Annotated in this window: 9 protein-coding genes and 1 tRNA gene; 2 read left to right on the top strand and 8 right to left on the bottom strand. The window is 48.8% G+C overall.

The window, feature by feature from the left end:
• The first annotated feature begins 40 nt into the window (after positions 1-40).
• The gene (locus tag NW212_RS03590) at positions 41-3928 is read left to right on the top strand and encodes a hybrid sensor histidine kinase/response regulator transcription factor (protein WP_258337271.1); all 3888 of its coding nucleotides are present in this window, start codon (positions 41-43) and stop codon (positions 3926-3928) included.
• Between the two features lie 33 nt (positions 3929-3961).
• Here the strand turns inward: NW212_RS03590 and mutS are convergent, their stop codons facing one another.
• The 7 genes from mutS to NW212_RS03555 form a co-directional block, all read right to left on the bottom strand.
• A complete protein-coding gene (gene mutS / locus NW212_RS03585; protein WP_258337375.1) occupies positions 3962-6562 on the bottom strand; it encodes a DNA mismatch repair protein MutS in 2601 nt (866 codons plus the stop codon).
• Positions 6563-6896: 334 nt separating this feature from the next.
• On the bottom strand, positions 6897-7844 hold the full coding sequence (locus tag NW212_RS03580; RefSeq protein WP_258337270.1) for a Ppx/GppA family phosphatase: 948 nt from the start codon (positions 7842-7844) through the stop codon (positions 6897-6899).
• 6 nt (positions 7845-7850) lie between these two features.
• Complete coding sequence (locus NW212_RS03575) at positions 7851-9920, bottom strand: RNA degradosome polyphosphate kinase (protein ID WP_258337269.1); 2070 nt, start codon at positions 9918-9920, stop codon at positions 7851-7853.
• 71 nt (positions 9921-9991) lie between these two features.
• Positions 9992-11110 (bottom strand): glycosyltransferase family protein, encoded by a 1119-nt coding sequence (locus NW212_RS03570; protein ID WP_258337268.1) that lies wholly within the window; start codon positions 11108-11110, stop codon positions 9992-9994.
• A complete protein-coding gene (locus NW212_RS03565; protein ID WP_258337267.1) occupies positions 11107-11925 on the bottom strand; it encodes a UDP-2,3-diacylglucosamine diphosphatase in 819 nt (272 codons plus the stop codon). Before NW212_RS03565 ends, NW212_RS03570 begins: the two co-directional genes overlap by 4 nt.
• Before the next feature lie 171 nt (positions 11926-12096).
• Positions 12097-12288 (bottom strand): type II toxin-antitoxin system HicB family antitoxin, encoded by a 192-nt coding sequence (locus tag NW212_RS03560; RefSeq protein WP_258337374.1) that lies wholly within the window; start codon positions 12286-12288, stop codon positions 12097-12099.
• 318 nt (positions 12289-12606) lie between these two features.
• Positions 12607-12677: transfer RNA gene (locus NW212_RS03555), tRNA-Gln, on the bottom strand.
• 241 nt (positions 12678-12918) lie between these two features.
• On the opposite strand from NW212_RS03555, the gene NW212_RS03550 reads away from it, so the two are divergent.
• Positions 12919-16179: a S41 family peptidase gene (locus NW212_RS03550; protein WP_258337266.1), complete on the top strand. Its 3261-nt coding sequence runs from the start codon at positions 12919-12921 to the stop codon at positions 16177-16179.
• A gap of 86 nt (positions 16180-16265) precedes the next feature.
• Here NW212_RS03550 and tyrS read toward each other — a convergent pair whose 3' ends face one another.
• The gene (gene tyrS, locus NW212_RS03545; RefSeq protein WP_258337265.1) at positions 16266-17558 is read right to left on the bottom strand and encodes a tyrosine--tRNA ligase; all 1293 of its coding nucleotides are present in this window, start codon (positions 17556-17558) and stop codon (positions 16266-16268) included.
• Between the last annotated feature and the right edge of the window lie 71 nt (positions 17559-17629).

Genomic DNA, 17629 nt, shown 5'->3' with positions numbered 1-17629 from the left:
TTACCTTTGCTAATGTATCATTTACCCAAAATCACTCCGTATGAAAAAACATATTCTGCTGCTCCTGACCCTGATTCTGCAAAGCCTTTTTTCTGCTTTCGGGCAGCAGATTTCTTACCTGCAACTTGAAAGGATTCACAACGATACCGAATCGTCCATCACCAGCTGCTTCCTGCAAGATCCCAGCGGCCTGATATGGTTTGGCTCAAACGCAGGCCTGCTCAGCTACGACGGATACACCGCCCACGCCCATTTTGAGTACGGAACGGAAAACAACGTGCGCATCTACTGCGGCATATGCATCGGCGACTGTTTCTATCTCGGAACAGACAACGGCATCTTGATATACAATTATAAAACAGACCATTATCTGCCCGCACCGGTTTCTTTTCCTCCCGATGTGCGCAGCATTGCCCGCCAGGAAGACCGGCTCTGGATAGGCACGTTCAGCGGCTTGTTTCTCTATGACCTGAACACAAAACGCCTCCGCCAGTTCACTCCCCGCAACAGCAATCTTCCGCACCCCACCATCTATTCACTGCTGCTATCATCAGACAGTACGCTCTATGTAGGCACCTACAACGGGTTGTGCAGCTTCGACGAAGAAAAGAATGACTTCAAACAGATAAACATCCAAAATCCCAACGAACACAAGAACCTTTTCATCAACGCTCTGCTGGAAGACAAGGAAGAGCGGTGTATCTGGATAGGAACCGAAGGTGAACTGATGAAGTATAAGCCGGACGGAAAAACGGAACGAATCGAATCGTTTCACCGGAACTCTATCAAATCGCTGGCCTTCGACACGGAAAAGAATCTTTTGCTCGGAACAGACAATGGAATGTATATTTTCGACAAATCCACACGGCAAATCACCCACCTCCGCCATGATTCCAGAAATACAGCCTCCCTGCCAAACAACATCGTATGGAGTCTGTTTGCTGATGCAAACGCCAACGTATGGATCGGGACCGACAATGGAGTATCGCTGGCAAAAAACTCCAGACACTACCGATTCATGCCGATCTGGCAACTGACCGACAGCGGAGAGGGAAACCAGTTTTACTCAATCTTGCATGATTCGAAAGGAACCTACTGGGCAGGAGGTACGGACGGACTGCTGCAACTGACAAGCCTGGACGAAGAGAAACCGCAAGTCCGTTGGTTCAAGGTAAACACCTCACTCCCTCTGGCGCACAACCGCATCCGGCATATCTATGAAGACAACGACGGAGATGTGTGGATAGCTACGGACGGAAGCATTGAAAGATACGACAAACAGACCAGACAGTTCGTGCATTATTTCATAACCGACAGCACCCATACCTACAACGCAAACTGGGCATACTATCTGTTTGAAGACAAGCAGAAAAACCTTTGGATAAGTACCTGCCTCGGGGGAATCTTCCGCATCAGCATGAAGAAACTGAAAGAATCGCGCTCCAACTATCTTATCGCAGACAAGAACTATACATCGGCCGACGGACTGAAAAGCATGTTCGTGAACCAGATCGTGCAAGACAAAACCGGAAATATCTGGCTCATGCTCTACAATAACGGGATCCAGAAACTGAACCCTGAAACAAATGCCATCTCTACATTCAACCTCCCCGACTCGCTTTCAGGGACACAGCCAGACTTTCTCATGACCGATTCAGAGGGCTTGGTATGGATAGGATGCCACAATCAGATACTCCGTATCGACCCGGCCACGGAGCACACAGACCTCATCCCTCTTGAAGAATCACACGACTGCGGAATACTGTCGATGACAGAGGTGGAAAACGCTATCTGGATTTCAACCTCCAAAGGGCTCTGGACTATATGCAAAAGCGAGTGCAAGGCTACCCGGCTGCGCATTGCCGACCGCCCGTTTTCCTGTCTTTACTATGACAAGACCAACCGCCGGGTGATTCTCGGAGGAAACGACGGAATAGGCATTTGCAGCCAGTCGATAGTCAACGAACCCGAACAGATGCCCACAACCGTGCGCCTGACCGGCATTTACGTAAACAACCATCCGTTCAAGACAGAAAAGAGCATCCGCTACAGTGAAACAGTCAGCCTGAAACATACGGAAAACAACCTGATCCTGGAGTTTTCCGACCTTCCCTATTCGCAAACGGAAAGAAAAATGTTTGCATACAGACTGAAAGGGCTCGACAGCAAATGGCACCTGGAAAACGGACATTCAAACCGAATCGTATACAACAACCTGCCATACGGAAAATACCAACTGTCGGTGAAAGACATGGAAAGCGGAAAAGAAACAGACAATCTTCTGACTGTCAACATCCTCCCGCCATGGTACTATACTCTTTGGGCAAAAATATGCTACTTCATGCTGGCAAGCGCGCTTATTGCATGGATCATCAACTTTTTCATTGTCAAGAACCGGCTTCGGCTGGAACGCATCGAAAAAAGACAGATACTGGAACAGTCGCGAAGAAAAATCAACTTTCTTTCAAACATCTCGCATGATCTGAAAAATCCGGTAAGCATGATTATCGCACCGGTAAGCAAGCTGATCATAGACACCAAAGACTCCAGGCAAAAGGCCATGCTGGAAAGCGTATACCGGAACGCCATGTCACTCAATGCAATGATTCATAAGCTGCTTGACTTCAACCGCATCGGCAGCAAGGAGGATTCGTTTCTGATAACTTCACGAATCGAACTGGTTTCACGCGTCAGAAGCATATACATGGGATTTGCCGAAGCTGACGTAACGCACAAGCACGAATGGAAATTCATCAGCGACACGGACAAGCTTTATATGGACATGGATGCTGTCAAGTTTGACTCGATCATCAATAACCTGCTGTCAAACGCAAACAAATACACGCCGGAAGAAGGAAGCGTATCAGTCGCCATCCATTATGACGAAGAACGGGAAACAGTATCCATAACCATTTCAGATACCGGAATCGGCATTCCACAAAACGAACTCCCTTACATCTTCCAGCGATTCTTCCAGTCGTCACGCACCAAGCACGTCAAGGAAGGCACAGGCATCGGGCTATATCTGGTCAAGACCTATACAGAAATGCACCATGGAGCTGTTTCCGTGACTTCTGATGACGGCAAAGGAACGTCGTTTACCCTGTCTTTTCCCGCCGACCGGACAATCAACCTTCAGCCGGAAGAAGCTGAGAATACGGAAGATGAGGACAAACAAACCGTTCTGGTCGTTGACGACAATGCCGAGATGAGGGATATGATAGGAAATATCCTGACAGGTCACTACAACTGCCTGTACGCATCGGACGGAAAAGAAGCGTTGTCGAGCGTTGGAAGCCACATGCCCGACCTCATTATCTCAGACTTTATGATGCCGGTTATGGACGGAATCGAAATGAGCGATATCCTGAAAAAGAACATAAACACGTCCACCATCCCCATCATTCTGCTTACGGCCAAAGACGACAGGGAAACGCGGCGGGAAAGCCTGCAATCAAAAATAGATGCCTTCATCTCCAAACCCTTTGACGCTGAGCTGCTCTTATACAAGGTGGCACAGCTTCTTGACAACAAAGCAGCCTATGAAACCAAAGCGAGAGTTGACAGCCTGTCCACTCCCAAGGAACCGGACAACATCGCTTCGCAGGACGAAAAATTTCTGGCCGGCATCACCCAGCTCATTGAAGACCATATTTCGGATTCAGACCTGAACGTAAACTCGCTCTGCGAACTGTCCGGGATGGGAAGCAAACAGATTTACCGCAAACTGAAACAGCTCACAGGCATGAGTCCCGTAGAATACATCAAGTCCATCCGGATGAAAAAAGCTGCCATGCTGCTCAAACAAAAGAAGTTCAGCATCGCGGAAGTCATGTATATGGTAGGATACTCCAACCCGTCTTACTTCTCGAAATGCTTCCAGGCTGCTTTCGGCAAAACACCCAGACAATACACCGCAGAATCATAGACAAACGGCTGCCGCAGGAAGGGTTGCGAAGAACTATTTTCCCCTCACGATTTTCTTTATGTCGTTCAGCTTGTTCAGAGCCTCCAGCGGAGTCAGATTGTCGACGTCCAGATTCAGAATCTCGTCACGTATCTGGCACAATACAGGGTCATCAAGCTGGAAAAAGTTCAACTGCACTCCTTCTCCGGGTTTCGGACGTGATGCCGCCGCCGCTGCAACCGATCTGGAAGCAATACCCTCCTGACGGTTCTCTTTTTCCAACTGGCACAGAATCTCTTCCGCCCGCTTCACGATAGACTTGGGCATGCCGGCCATCTTCGCCACATGAATACCAAAGGAATGCTCGCTGCCTCCCCGTTCCAGTTTGCGGAGAAAAATTACCTTGTTGTCCACTTCCTTCACCGAAACATTGTAGTTCTTTATACGCGAGAACTTAGCCTCCATATCGTTCAGCTCATGATAGTGCGTAGCGAAAAGCGTGCGGGCACGGGCGCGCTTGTGCTCGTGGATATGCTCCACAATCGCCCACGCGATCGAGATGCCGTCATAAGTGGAAGTTCCTCGCCCCAGTTCGTCAAAAAGCACCAGGCTGCGGGGAGAAAGGTTGTTCAGGATATTGGCAGCCTCGTTCATCTCAACCATAAAGGTTGACTCGCCGACAGAGATGTTGTCGCTTGCTCCCACACGTGTAAAGACCTTGTCGACCAGCCCCACATGCGCGCTTTCCGCCGGCACAAAGCATCCGATCTGAGCCATCAGCGTGATCAATGCGGTCTGCCGGAGCAAAGCCGACTTTCCGGCCATATTCGGTCCGGTAATAATGATGATCTGCTGTTTCTCCGTATCCAGATAAACATCATTGGCTATGTATTTCTCTCCCAAAGGCAACTGCTTCTCAATGACCGGATGGCGTCCCTGTCTGATATCAAGAATGTCATCGTCAGCCACTACCGGGCGGATGTATCTGTTCTCCTTCGCCACGCCGGCAAATGCAAGCAGGCAATCCAGCCGCGCAATATGCGATGCGTCGACCTTGATGGAAGGAATGTATTCGGTCAGTCCGGCCACCAGTTCATTATACAGGCGGGTTTCCAGAATCAGAATCTTTTCTTCCGCTGTCAGAATCTTTTCTTCATACTCCTTCAGTTCCTGCGTGATGTAACGCTCCGCATTGACCAGCGTCTGCTTGCGGATCCAGTCGGAAGGAACCTTATCCTTATGGGTATTCCTTACTTCAATATAATAGCCGAACACATTGTTATAGGCGATCTTCAGGCTGGGAATGCCTGTCTGTTCGATCTCCCGCTGCTGTATCTGAAGCAGATAGTCTTTTCCCGAATAAGCAATCTTGCGCAGTTCATCAAGCTCTCCGTTCACGTTATCCGCAATCACTCCGCCTTTATTGATGAGCAGCGGCGGATCGTTCTTTATCTCTCTGGCAATCCGGTCGCGCAGCTCAGCGCAGGGCTGCAGCTGTTCGCCGATGCGCCGCAGGCTCTCGTTGTCCGCATTCAGACATGCATTCTTGATCGGTTCGATTGCCTGCAAAGCCACTTTCAGCTGCACCACCTCCCTCGGCGAAATGCGTCCTACCGCCGCCTTCGAGATGATGCGTTCCAAATCGCCGATCAGATGCAGCTTTTCCTCAACAAAATCCTTGAAATCCGGTTCCCGGAAGAAATACTCCACCACATCCAGCCTCTCGTTTATCGGCCGTATCTCCTTCAAAGGGAACAGCACCCAGCGCTTCAGCATACGCGCGCCCATCGGACTGACCGTACGGTCGATAATGTCGAGCAGGCTGGTTCCTTCGTCATTCATGCTTCCTACAAGCTCCAAGCTTCTCACCGTAAACTTGTCAAGACGCACGTACCGCTCCTCTTCGATGCGCGTGATCGAAGTGATATGGTCAATCTGGAAATGCTGCGTCATCTCCAGATACTGAAGGATAGCTCCCGAAGCCACGATGCCGTTATGAAGATTCTCGATACCGAACCCTTTGAGGTTCTTGGTGTCGAAATGCTTCAGCAGCTTTTCTCTCCCGAAGTTTTCGGTAAACACCCAGTCTTCAAGCTCGAAGGTGAAGAATTTGTTGCCGAAGTTTCCTTCGAACATCGGCTTCTTTCCGCGTTCAAAAAGCACTTCCTTCGGAGCGAAATTGTTCAGCAGCTTGTCTATATGGTCCGCAGGACCTTCCGCCGTGAGAAACTCTCCGGTCGAGATGTCTAGAAAAGCCACACCACAAGCGGTTTTCCCGAAGTGTATGGCTGCCAGAAAGTTGTTCTCTTTATAAGAAAGCACATTGTCATTGATGGCTACTCCCGGTGTCACCAGCTCCGTGATGCCCCGCTTCACCAGCTTTTTCGTCGTTTTCGGATCCTCCAGCTGGTCACAGATAGCCACACGCCTGCCTGCACGTATCAGCTTGGGCAGGTAAGTGTCGAGCGCATGGTAAGGAAAACCCGCCATTTCTACAGTCTTGCTTTGTCCGTTGGCGCGCCGGGTCAGCGTGATTCCCAAAATATCGGCAGCAGTCACAGCATCCTCCGAATAAGTTTCATAAAAGTCACCGCACCGGAACAGCATAATCGCGTCCGGGTGCTTCGCCTTCAGTTCAAAGTACTGCTTCATCATCGGGGTCAATACCACTTCATTATCTTTAGCCACAATGTTTCCCTTTCTTTTTTGTTGTGTTCGACGTAAATGAAAAACTCCTGCAAAGATACGTGATTTTATGATACGGCGAAATTCTCGGGCATACGAAAAAGGAGGATGCGCCGGGCAGAACACTCCGGAAGTTCCGGATACAAAAAGACAGAAATGCCAGCCACATTTCTGTCTTCAGCCTAAAGATATGCATCTTCAGGTTAAAAATATGTATCTCCAGGCTGGAGATATGTATCTTTAGCCTGGAGCAAGAGATTTTATCCTTTCAGAAAAGGTTTGGTACGGGAAGCCCCACACGCATTCAGTTGCCGCCCAACGCAGCCTTTTCCTCTTCCAGATGGTGCGCATACAGTCCGTCGATGATGCCGTCAGACAAACCGATTACCGGCACGTATACATAGTTGGCATGGATAATGTCGGCAATGGTCGTGAATATTTCCCCTGCCGGCACGATAACATCCGCACGGTCGGGCTTCAACTGGTATTTCTCCATACGTTCTTCCACCGAGAGCACCTTCAGACTGTCGTGCAGCTCGTGGAGCGCCTCAACCGGCATTTTCTGCTCTTTCTTGTCTTTCTTTTCAACCAGACGGTAAATCTTGTTGATATTTCCTCCCGAACCGATAATGTTTGTTCCGGGATATGATTTGGCAATGTCAGCCATGTCGGTTTTCAGGCGTTCCCATTCGCTGGATTTCACCGCCTTGTTCAGGATTCTTACCGTGCCGATGTTATACGAACGGCTGCACACCAGTTCTCCCTGAGAAAGCAAGTTGATTTCGGTGCTTCCGCCGCCCACATCCACATACATATAGTTTCCGTTCCGGTCTTCCATGCATTCGATGTGGTTATTGTAGACCATCTTCGCTTCTTCCTGTCCGTCAATGATTTCGATGTTGATGCCCGTTTTCTTCTTGATGCGCTTGATGATTGCCTTTCCGTTCTTGGCATCACGCATGGCCGAAGTGGCGCAGGCACGATAATCCTCCACATCGTAAATTTTCATAAGATTCTGGAAAGCGTCCATCAACCGGATCATGTCTTTCTCTTTCCGTTCGGAGAGCTTCCCCATGGCAAACACATCAAATCCCAAACGGAGAGGCACGCGCAAAAGAAGCACTTTCGAGAAAGTCGCCTTTCCGTTCCGGTCTTCCTCCACATGCTTGATGAGCAGACGGACTGCGTTCGAACCGATGTCAATTGCAGCATAGTTGAAGCCGTAGCTTTCAAATTTGTCTTTCAAATCCATAATTATTTAGTCATTCATGTTCTCTGCCACATAATGGTTGTAAAGTGCTTCTTGAGAGCGGAAAGGCTGGGCGCCTTCTTCTTCCTCTCCCCAGAACTTGTTTTCTCCGTGCCCGTCGACGATGCGTCCCTGCATCGTGTCTTTCAGCCCGTATTCAACGATGAGCTTCATCTCCTCCTTGATTTCCGGATTATAGACAGGAGTGATCACTTCAATGCGGTTGTCGAGGTTGCGCGGCATCCAGTCGGCAGAACCGATAAACACCTTCTCCTCACCGCCGTTGGCAAATACAAAGATACGTGAATGTTCCAAATAACGGTCAATAATTCCGTGAATTCTGATGTTGGAGCTGATTCCGGGAATTCCAGTCACCAGCGAGCAGTTGCCACGGAGCACCAGATCAATGTCGACACCGGCCTGCGACGCTTCATACAGCTTGTTCACCATAATCGGGTCGGTGATATGGTTGATCTTTATCTTGATGTAAGCCGGTTTTCCCGCCTTCTTGTTCTTTATTTCATTATTGATGAGCGCCACAAACTTGTTCTTCATCTCGTTGGGAGAAACCAGCAGTTCCTTGAATCTAATGGGAGTATACGGGCGTTCGATAAAATCAAATACATGGTCAACGTCCCTTACCAGCCGCGGATAAGCGGTCATCAGCATGCAGTCGGTATACATGCGCGCATTGCCCTCATGGAAGTTGCCGGTGCTGATGCAGGCTATATCCGGCCCCTTCTTCATGCCGATATGCGTGATCTTGGAATGCACTTTCAAGCCTTCCACACCAAAAATCACCTTAATTCCCGCATCCTGCATCTTTTTCGACCAGTTGATGTTTGACGCTTCGTCAAACCGTGCCAGCAGTTCAATGCATACGGTCACTTTTTTCCCGTTCCGGGCTGCACCGATAAGAGCCTTCACCACCTTCGACTCCTTGGCCAGGCGGTAGAGGGTAATCTTGATGCTTTCTACCTCCTTGCTCACAGCCGCCTCCTGAAGCACACGGATAAATGAATCAAAGCTGTGATAAGGTACATGGATAAATCGGTCTTTCTCCTGAATCTTGTGCAGCAGGCTGTCCGAGCCGTCAAGCTCTTTCTTCAGAATGGGCTGCCAGGAAGGATATTTCAGATGCGGACGTCCGCAGTCAGGGAATTTCATCAGGTCTTTATGGTTCTGATAGCGTCCGCTGCTGATTACCGTGTCCATGCTGTCGAGATCAAGCTTCTTCAATACCCGTTTCAGCAAGTCTTTCGGCATATTCGAGTCATAAATCACACGCAGCGGCTCACCGCGCTTACGGCTTTTCACACCCTTCGAAATTTTCTGCAGCGTACCCGTACGCAGGTCGTTGTCTATTTCCATTTCTGCGTCACGCGTAAACTTGAAAGCATACGCTTCGAACTTGTCGAAGCCCAGCCCCTCAAACACCAGAGGCAGGCAGCAGCGGATTGCGTCATCAAGATACATCAGATAACTCTTGTCGCCGCTGTCCGGAAGACGCACAAAGCGTCCGCAGATATTTACCGGAAGCTCCAAGAAGGCATAGTCCGACACAGCTTTTTCCCCTGTTTTCGTTGCCTTCACCGCAAGATAGATATTCTCGTCGTTTTCATAATCAAGCAGCTTGATTGCCGAGAACCATACGGGAATCAGAAATCCGTAAATTTTAGCTTTATAGAACGAGCGTATGAATTCCAACTGCTCGGAAGTCACTTCCGCGTCTGAAACCAGATAAATGTTGTCTTTGCGCAGGTCGGCAGTTACATTATGCACAGCTTCTTCATAGTCCTTTACGTAATGAGAGTTTATTTTTCCGATCTGCTTGAGCAGCTTTTTCGCCTTTTCCCTCTCAGCCGCAGCCGAGCGGTCCATACACTCGGCAATACGGCTTTGTGTGGCGACACGCACGCGGAAAAATTCATCAAGATTGTTCGAGTAGATCCCCAGAAAAGCCATACGTTCCAGAATAGGAACATGCGGGCGACACGCCTCCTGCAAAATACGTCTGTTAAAATACATCCAACTGATATCCCTTTCCAGATAAGGGTTTTCTTTCTTCTTCTGTGCCATAAAATCACTTTTTTTGCAAAATAAACGATTTTATGTTACAAGATGATTTCAACAGAGAATTTTAGACTTTTTTACACAAATTCTTCTACCATATACATCTGATGCAAAGAATTTTGCGGAGCAAAACGCTCGATTTCATTCAAAATGATGTATTCGGCCGATTCAACCCATCTGCGGAACTCTCTGTTGGGCCGGAATCTGCCGGCAAAGTCAACCAGATTGTCCAGATTGAAGTTCCCGTCAATGATGCCGGCTCCGTTCTGTTCTGCATCGAAGGCATTGCATTCCTGTTCGATATGGGCCGGAACCATCATGATCGGCTTCCCCAAATACATGGCCTCGCAGATTGACTCGAACCCCGCCGTGCTGGCATAAGCCTTGCATCCCGCCATCTGACGCAAGAACTCCACGTCATCAAGCTGGTAAAACGAAAGCGTGCCGTCTATTTTCTTCACCGGTTCTTCTTCCCAATGATCCCAAAAGAAGCGGAGAGGCATCTCTGGATGAATCTTGTGCCACTTCATAATGCTTTCCGAAAAGCCCGAATTGACCATATACCCGTGAATATAGTCGCCTTGCCTGCTTTCCTGACGGAACACATCCGAACGCAGCAGAGGGGGAACAACCGTGATATGCCTTTCTGCGTCTTCGTCCATCGGACGGAACGAAAGAGCCAGCCTGTGGGATGCTCCCAGCGAAGTCATCTTCGTAAAAAGGTTCAGGAAAAAAAGGCTGAAACGGTTGGCCTTGGGAAACTTGAAATCCTTATGTAAGAAAAGATACTGATGGCCGATGCAGATTTGCGGCACATTGGGACGGAGAAAGAAATAAGTCAGCCCCGTCAGCAGCTCATAAAAGTTAATGACCAGCTCCGCACCGGTTTCTTCTATGCGCTGCCGGATATAGCACATGCTCTCGAAGTATTCAGGAAGCTTCAGCAGATTATACGCCACACTCCGGGAGAGATTCGCCCGCTTGTTGGCATGCGTAGGCAAAAAGTTCGGACTCGTAAACTGCCTGATGGGAGCATGCATGGAACGGATGAAGAATCCAGGCAGACGCCTCGACTCGCTTTTTCCGACCAGCACTTCAACCACCTCGTGCCCGTTGCCTTTCAGCAACTTTTCCATTGTTATAGCCTGAGTAAGATGTCCTCTGCCCTCACCCTGAACAACAAACAGTACTTTCATGAAGCTATAGATATTAAAGGTAATACATTTTCTTGTTCGCTCTCCTCTTCCGGCGGAACCGCTCCGGCAAGGTCTGAATAATAGACAACCCTCCATTCTCCGTCCACGTCTTCCGTCAGAGCCGACATGGTTTCTACCCAGTCGCCCGAATTAAGGTAATGGATGCCGTTTATCATCCGGTTCTCAGGGTGATGGATATGTCCGCAAATCACTCCCTCGCACTGGCGCGCACGCGCAAAATCAACCAGCACATTTTCAAAGTCAGAAATATAAGATACGGCAGACTTCACTTTCTGCTTGATGGCCTGCGAAAGCGAATAGTAAGGCTTTCCCCGCTTCACGCGATACTTGTTATACAGGCTGTTGAGCCAGAGCAGCAGGGTGTAGCCTATATCGCCCAACTTGGCGAGCCATTTCATTTCGGTCGTCACCTTGTCGAAAACATCCCCATGCGTCACGAAGTAATGCTTCCCGTTGCTCTCCAGCATATAATCTTTTACAATATGGAGATTGGCAAGGCGCAGCGGAGCCAGATTGTCGAGAAAGTCATCGTGGTTCCCTCTCACATAAATGATTTCCGTCCCGTGCTTCTCCATCATCTTCATGATGATCTTGAAGAAGTGCGTATGCTCCTGTTTCCATTTGCCGATGCCCGACTTCTGCAGATGCCAGCCGTCGATGATGTCCCCGTTCAGGATGAGCCGGTCACAGTCAACCCTTCTTAAGAAATCGCTGATTTGGTTTACCTTCGAATGGGATGTACCCAGATGAATGTCCGAAACTACAATGGTCCGGTAATAAGGTCTTCCTTCCATATCTATGTTTTTCTCTTAACGACATACAAAAATAGCCCGATAATATTACAGAGATATGTCTGCCGAGTTAATATGGCATTTCAAAAAACAAGCCATCGCTGTTCGCACAGAGATGGCCGAATGACTAAAAAATATTGGCAATTATCTATTTGGTGTGTTAGAGCTTTCCTCTCACGCGATGTCTTCGATGTAGAAGACCGAATTGATTTCGCTGAAGAACTCTTCGGCGGCCTCTTCAAGGTTTTCAATGGCCTCTTCTGCCGTTTCCCCGAAAGCGCAGCATTGTTCGTGATTCAACAGATAAGCATAATACTCTCCGCCCGAAGTGCATTCCACTACGTATTTGTTTCCGATAGTTTCCATTGTCTGTGTCCTCCTCTTGATTTTAGTTTGCACAAAAGTCGCTGTTTTATGTTACAGAACGGTTTCTTTCGGATTACTTTTGCATGAATTATGTAACAATCTTTTACAGGCACAAGTTTCTTGCCATGCGTATTCGGAAAATAAAAACAACCTGAAAAAATATGATGGGAAAAACCGATTAAGATGATGGGACAGGTTGGACAAGATGACGGCTCATTTTTTTAAGTTGCCTGTTATCTTCCAGCGGCGGACAAGGCATATCAAGAGTGCCCTCAAAATAAGATTCTCCGAAGAGCAAAGCTTTTCGGAGAATCTCTGTTGGACTACCAGGATTCGAACCTGGACAAACAGAACCAAAACCTGTTGTGCTACCATTACACCATAGTCCAAACTTCATGCGTTTTCCTCAGAAAACGGTGCAAAGATACATGTTTTTTAGAATATGCTCCAAATAAATCTTCACTTTTTTTGTTGCGCAACCTTCCTTTCCGCCCGCAGGTCACCAGCCAATGCCCGTCGGTCTGCCCCTGAGCTGGCAAATTGCACAACATTCAAAAACTGATTTTGCCGATTCGGTTATTTTTGATAACTTTCCGCGCTGTAAACGGAAATTTAAATTTATCAGACAAAATGAAGAAACTATTGCTAAGCCTTGTATTGGGAACCGTTACGGCAGGAGCCACGGCAGCCACCCCTCTTTGGATGCGCGACGTGCGAATCTCGCCCGACGGAAAGAATATTGTGTTTTGTTACAAAGGGGATATTTATAAGGTAGCCGCAACGGGCGGAGAAGCCGTGCGGCTCACAACGCAAAATTCGTATGAATCCTCTCCCGTGTGGAGCCCTGACGGCAAACAAATCGCCTTTGCAAGCGACCGCTACGGAAACGCCGACATCTTCGTAATGCCGGCAGAAGGAGGGTCGGCTAAACGGCTGACAATGAATTCGGCCGCAGAAACTCCTTCGGCTTTCACTCCCGACGGAAAGTACGTGGTGTTCTCAGCCAGCATACAGGACCCGGCCAACAGTGCTCTCTTCCCGACCTCTGCCATGACCGAACTGTATAAAGTGCCGGCAGAGGGAGGAAAGACAGAACAGATTCTTGGAACTCCAGCCGAACTTGTCTGCTTTGACAAGGCCGGAAGCAGATTCCTTTACCAGGACAGGAAGGGATTCGAAGACGAATGGCGCAAGCACCATACTTCGTCCATCACCCGCGACGTCTGGATGTACGACACCCAGACGGGAAAGCATACCAATCTGACAAACCATGCAGGAGAGGACCGCAATCCGGTATGGACCGGCGACGAGAATGCGTTTTATTTCCTGAGCGAACGCAACGGAGGCTCGTTCAACGTATACAAAGCTTCTCTTGACAATCCGCAACAGACAGAACAGCTCACCGCATTCAAAACCAATCCGGTGCGTTTCCTTTCCGCCGGAAACAACGGCCTGCTCTGCTATACTTATGACGGAGAAATCTATACACAGCAAACCGGAGGAAAACCGAAAAAAGTAAACATTTCGCTTACACGCGACGATGAAGACATCCCGGCCACACTGACATTCACCAGAGGAGCCAGCGAAGCGGTGGTTTCGCCCGACGGCAAGCAGGTGGCGTTCATCGTCCGCGGAGATGTGTTTGTTACCTCCGTCGAGTACGGAACGACCAAACAGATCACCCATACTCCCGAAGCAGAAGAAGGGCTGTCGTTCGGTGCCGACAACCGCTCACTGGTTTATTCCAGCCTGCGCAACGGCAATTGGGAAATGTACATTGCCCGAATATCGCGCAAGGAAGACCTCAACTTTCCAAACGCCACGCTGATCGAAGAAGAAGCGCTGCTGCCTTCGAAAACGGTTGAAAGAACGCATCCCTCTTTTTCTCCCGACGGGAAAGAAGTGGCTTTCATCGAAGACCGGCTCCGCCTGAAAGTCGTTAACCTGCAATCGAAGAAGGTGCGCCAGATTACAGACGGGTCTACATGGTACAGCCTGGGAAGCCCGTTCAGCTACTCCTGGTCGCCCGACGGAAAATGGTTCACGTTCGAATTCGTCGCAAACCACCACGACCCGTATACCGATATAGCAATTGCAAGTGCCGACGGAAAAGGATCTCCGGTCAACCTCACCAACAGCGGATATACCAGCGGCTCTCCCCAATGGGTGATGGGAGGAAACGCCATCCTTTTCACAACCGAACGGTACGGTATGCGCAACCATGCCTCATGGGGATCGCTCGATGACGTGATGCTTGCATTTGTCAATCAAGATGCCTACGACAAGTTCCGTTTGAGCAAAGAGGACTACGAACTGCAGAAAGAACTTGAAAAAGAACAGGAAAAAGCAAAGGCAGAAGCTGAAAAGAAGCAAGACAAGAAGAAAAAGGATGACGGCAAGAAAGATGAAGCCAAGAAAGAAGAAACAAAAGACATTGTGGTAGAACTCGACGGCATCGAAGACCGCATCGTGCGTCTGACCCCAAATTCATCAAGCATCGCTTCGGCCATCATACCCAAAGACGGCGAGTCGCTGTATTACTTGTCGGCTTTCGAAGGGGGATTCGACATGTGGAAAATGAATCTCCGCAAGCATGACACCAAGCTCATCCACAAGATGAATGCCGGATGGGGAGGCATGCAGCTAGATAAGGAAGAAAAGAACCTGTTCATTCTGGGAGGAAGTGCCATGCAGAAAATGGATCTGGCTTCGGATGCACTGAAACCGATCAGCTATCGCGCAGAAATGAAGATGGATCTGGCGGCCGAACGGGAATTCATGTTCAACTATGTATATAAAGAGGAAAAGAAGAGATTCTACGATGAGAACATGCACGGGGTTGACTGGGAAGCGATGACGGCCACCTACCGCAAGTTTCTTCCGCACATCACCAACAATTACGACTTTGCAGAGCTGCTGAGCGAATGGCTGGGCGAACTGAATGTGTCGCACACCGGAGGGCGCTACAGCAAGTCTGGAGGAGAGAAAACAGCCAGCCTCGGCCTGCTTTACGACTGGAACTACACGGATAACGGTCTGAAAGTGGCTGAAGTGATTGAGAAAGGCCCCTTCGACAGAAAATCTTCACGAGTGGAAGCCGGCACTGTCATTGAAAAAATAGACGGCAAAGAACTGACCGGCACAACCGACTGCACAGCTTTGCTGAACGGGAAAGCCGGGAAAAAAGTACTGGTTTCTTTCTGCAATCCGGCAACCAAGGAGCGCTGGGACGAGGTTGTGAAACCGGTAAGCAGCGGAACAATGAACGGGCTGCTTTATGAACGCTGGGTAAAACAGCGCGCCGCCGATGTAGAAAAATGGTCAAACGGACGGCTGGGCTATGTACATATCGAATCGATGGACGACGGAAGTTTCCGCACCGTATATTCAGACATCCTGGGCAAATACAACAATTGCGACGGTATCGTCATCGATACGCGTTTCAATGGAGGAGGACGCCTGCATGAAGACATTGAAGTGCTGTTCAGCGGAAAAAAATACCTGACTCAGGTAATCCGCGGACGTGCCGCCTGTGACATGCCAAGCCGTCGCTGGAACAAACCTTCCATCATGCTGCAGTGTGAAGCGAACTACTCGAACGCACACGGTACGCCCTGGGTCTACAAACACCGGAACATCGGGAAACTGGTAGGAGCACCGGTACCGGGAACCATGACCAGTGTCAACTGGGTACGGCTGCAAGACCCGTCGCTAATATTCGGAATCCCTGTTATAGGCTACCAGCTGCCGGACGGAAGCTACCTGGAGAACAAACAGCTCGAACCGGACATTTACGTGCTGAATGCTCCCGAAACGATAGTGACAGGTGAAGACACGCAACTGAAAGCCGCAGTTGACGAATTGTTGAAAGAGCTGGACAAGAAGCCGTAAAAACAAAAAGATTGTGCCAATTATAGATTCAACCTATAAATTGGCACAATCTCTTTTATCGGAATATATCTGCAACTATTGCCTGCTTATTTAGCAATAACCAGATAATAGTTTTTCTTTCCTTTCTGAACCAGAAGATACTTGTCATCCAGCAAATCTGCAGCAGTGATTAGTTGGTCGAAAGCAGACAGTTTTTCCTTGTTAAGCGAAACGCCGCCTCCCTGCACCAGCTTGCGCATCTCCCCTTTTGACGGGAAAATAGCCGCTTTTTCTGTAAAGAGATCAACAGCTTTGATACCAGCCTCTATTTCAGCCTTGGCAACTTCAAACTGAGGAACCCCCTCGAATACCGACAAAAGCGTATCCTCATCCAGTTTCTTCAACGCTTCAGAGGTTGAGTTGCCGAAGAGAATGCCCGATGCCTCCACCGCAGCATTGTAATCTTCTTCTGAATGAACCATCACGGTCACTTCTTTAGCCAAACGCTTCTGAAGCACACGCAGATGCGGAGCCTGTTTATGCTCAGCAACCAGCGCGTCTATTTCTTCTTTGGTAAGCGAAGTGAAAATCTTGATGTAACGCTCTGCGTCATCATCGCTCACGTTCAGCCAGAACTGATAGAACTTGTAAGGAGAAGTATATCTAGGGTCAAGCCATACATTGCCCGACTCGGTCTTGCCGAATTTTGTTCCATCAGCCTTAGTCACCAACGGACAAGTCAACGCAAAGACCTCTCCTCCATTCGTACGACGGATCAGCTCGGCACCTGTCGTGATGTTCCCCCACTGGTCGGAACCGCCCAACTGCAGTTTGCAGTTTCTAGTTTCATATAAATGCAGGAAGTCATATCCCTGCAAAAGCTGATAAGTGAACTCCGTAAACGAAAGGCCGTCACGCGCTTCACCGTTCAGACGTTTCTGAACCGATTCTTTCGCCATCATATAGTTCACAGTGATATGTTTTCCTACCGTACGCGCAAATTCAAGGAAAGTAAAGTCTTTCATCCAGTCGTAATTGTTCACCAATTCCGCCTTATTGGGTGCATCCGACTCAAAATCAAGGAATTTTCCTAACTGCTTCTTGATACACTCCTGATTATGGCGCAGCGTTTCTTCGTCAAGCAAGTTGCGTTCCTGCGACTTTCCCGACGGATCACCGATCATGCCGGTAGCTCCTCCCACCAATGCCAAAGGCTTATGGCCGCACCGCTGAAAATGACGGAGCATCATGACTCCGCACAGATGGCCGATATGCAACGAATCGGCAGTAGGGTCAATACCCAAATAAGCAGTAACCATTTCTTTTTCCAGTAATTCTTCTGTACCCGGCATCATGTTGTGGACCATTCCACGCCATTTTAATTCTTCTACAAAGTTCATCGAATGAGTTTCTTAATTTAACATATTATGATTTTATAGATATATTGTGGGAAGCAAAAATACGACACTTT

Source organism: Bacteroides sp. ET225, from assembly GCF_024733745.1.
In the GTDB taxonomy this organism is placed as follows: Bacteria; Bacteroidota; Bacteroidia; order Bacteroidales; family Bacteroidaceae; genus Phocaeicola; species Phocaeicola excrementipullorum.
This window is presented reverse-complemented; position numbering and strand designations above follow the sequence as displayed.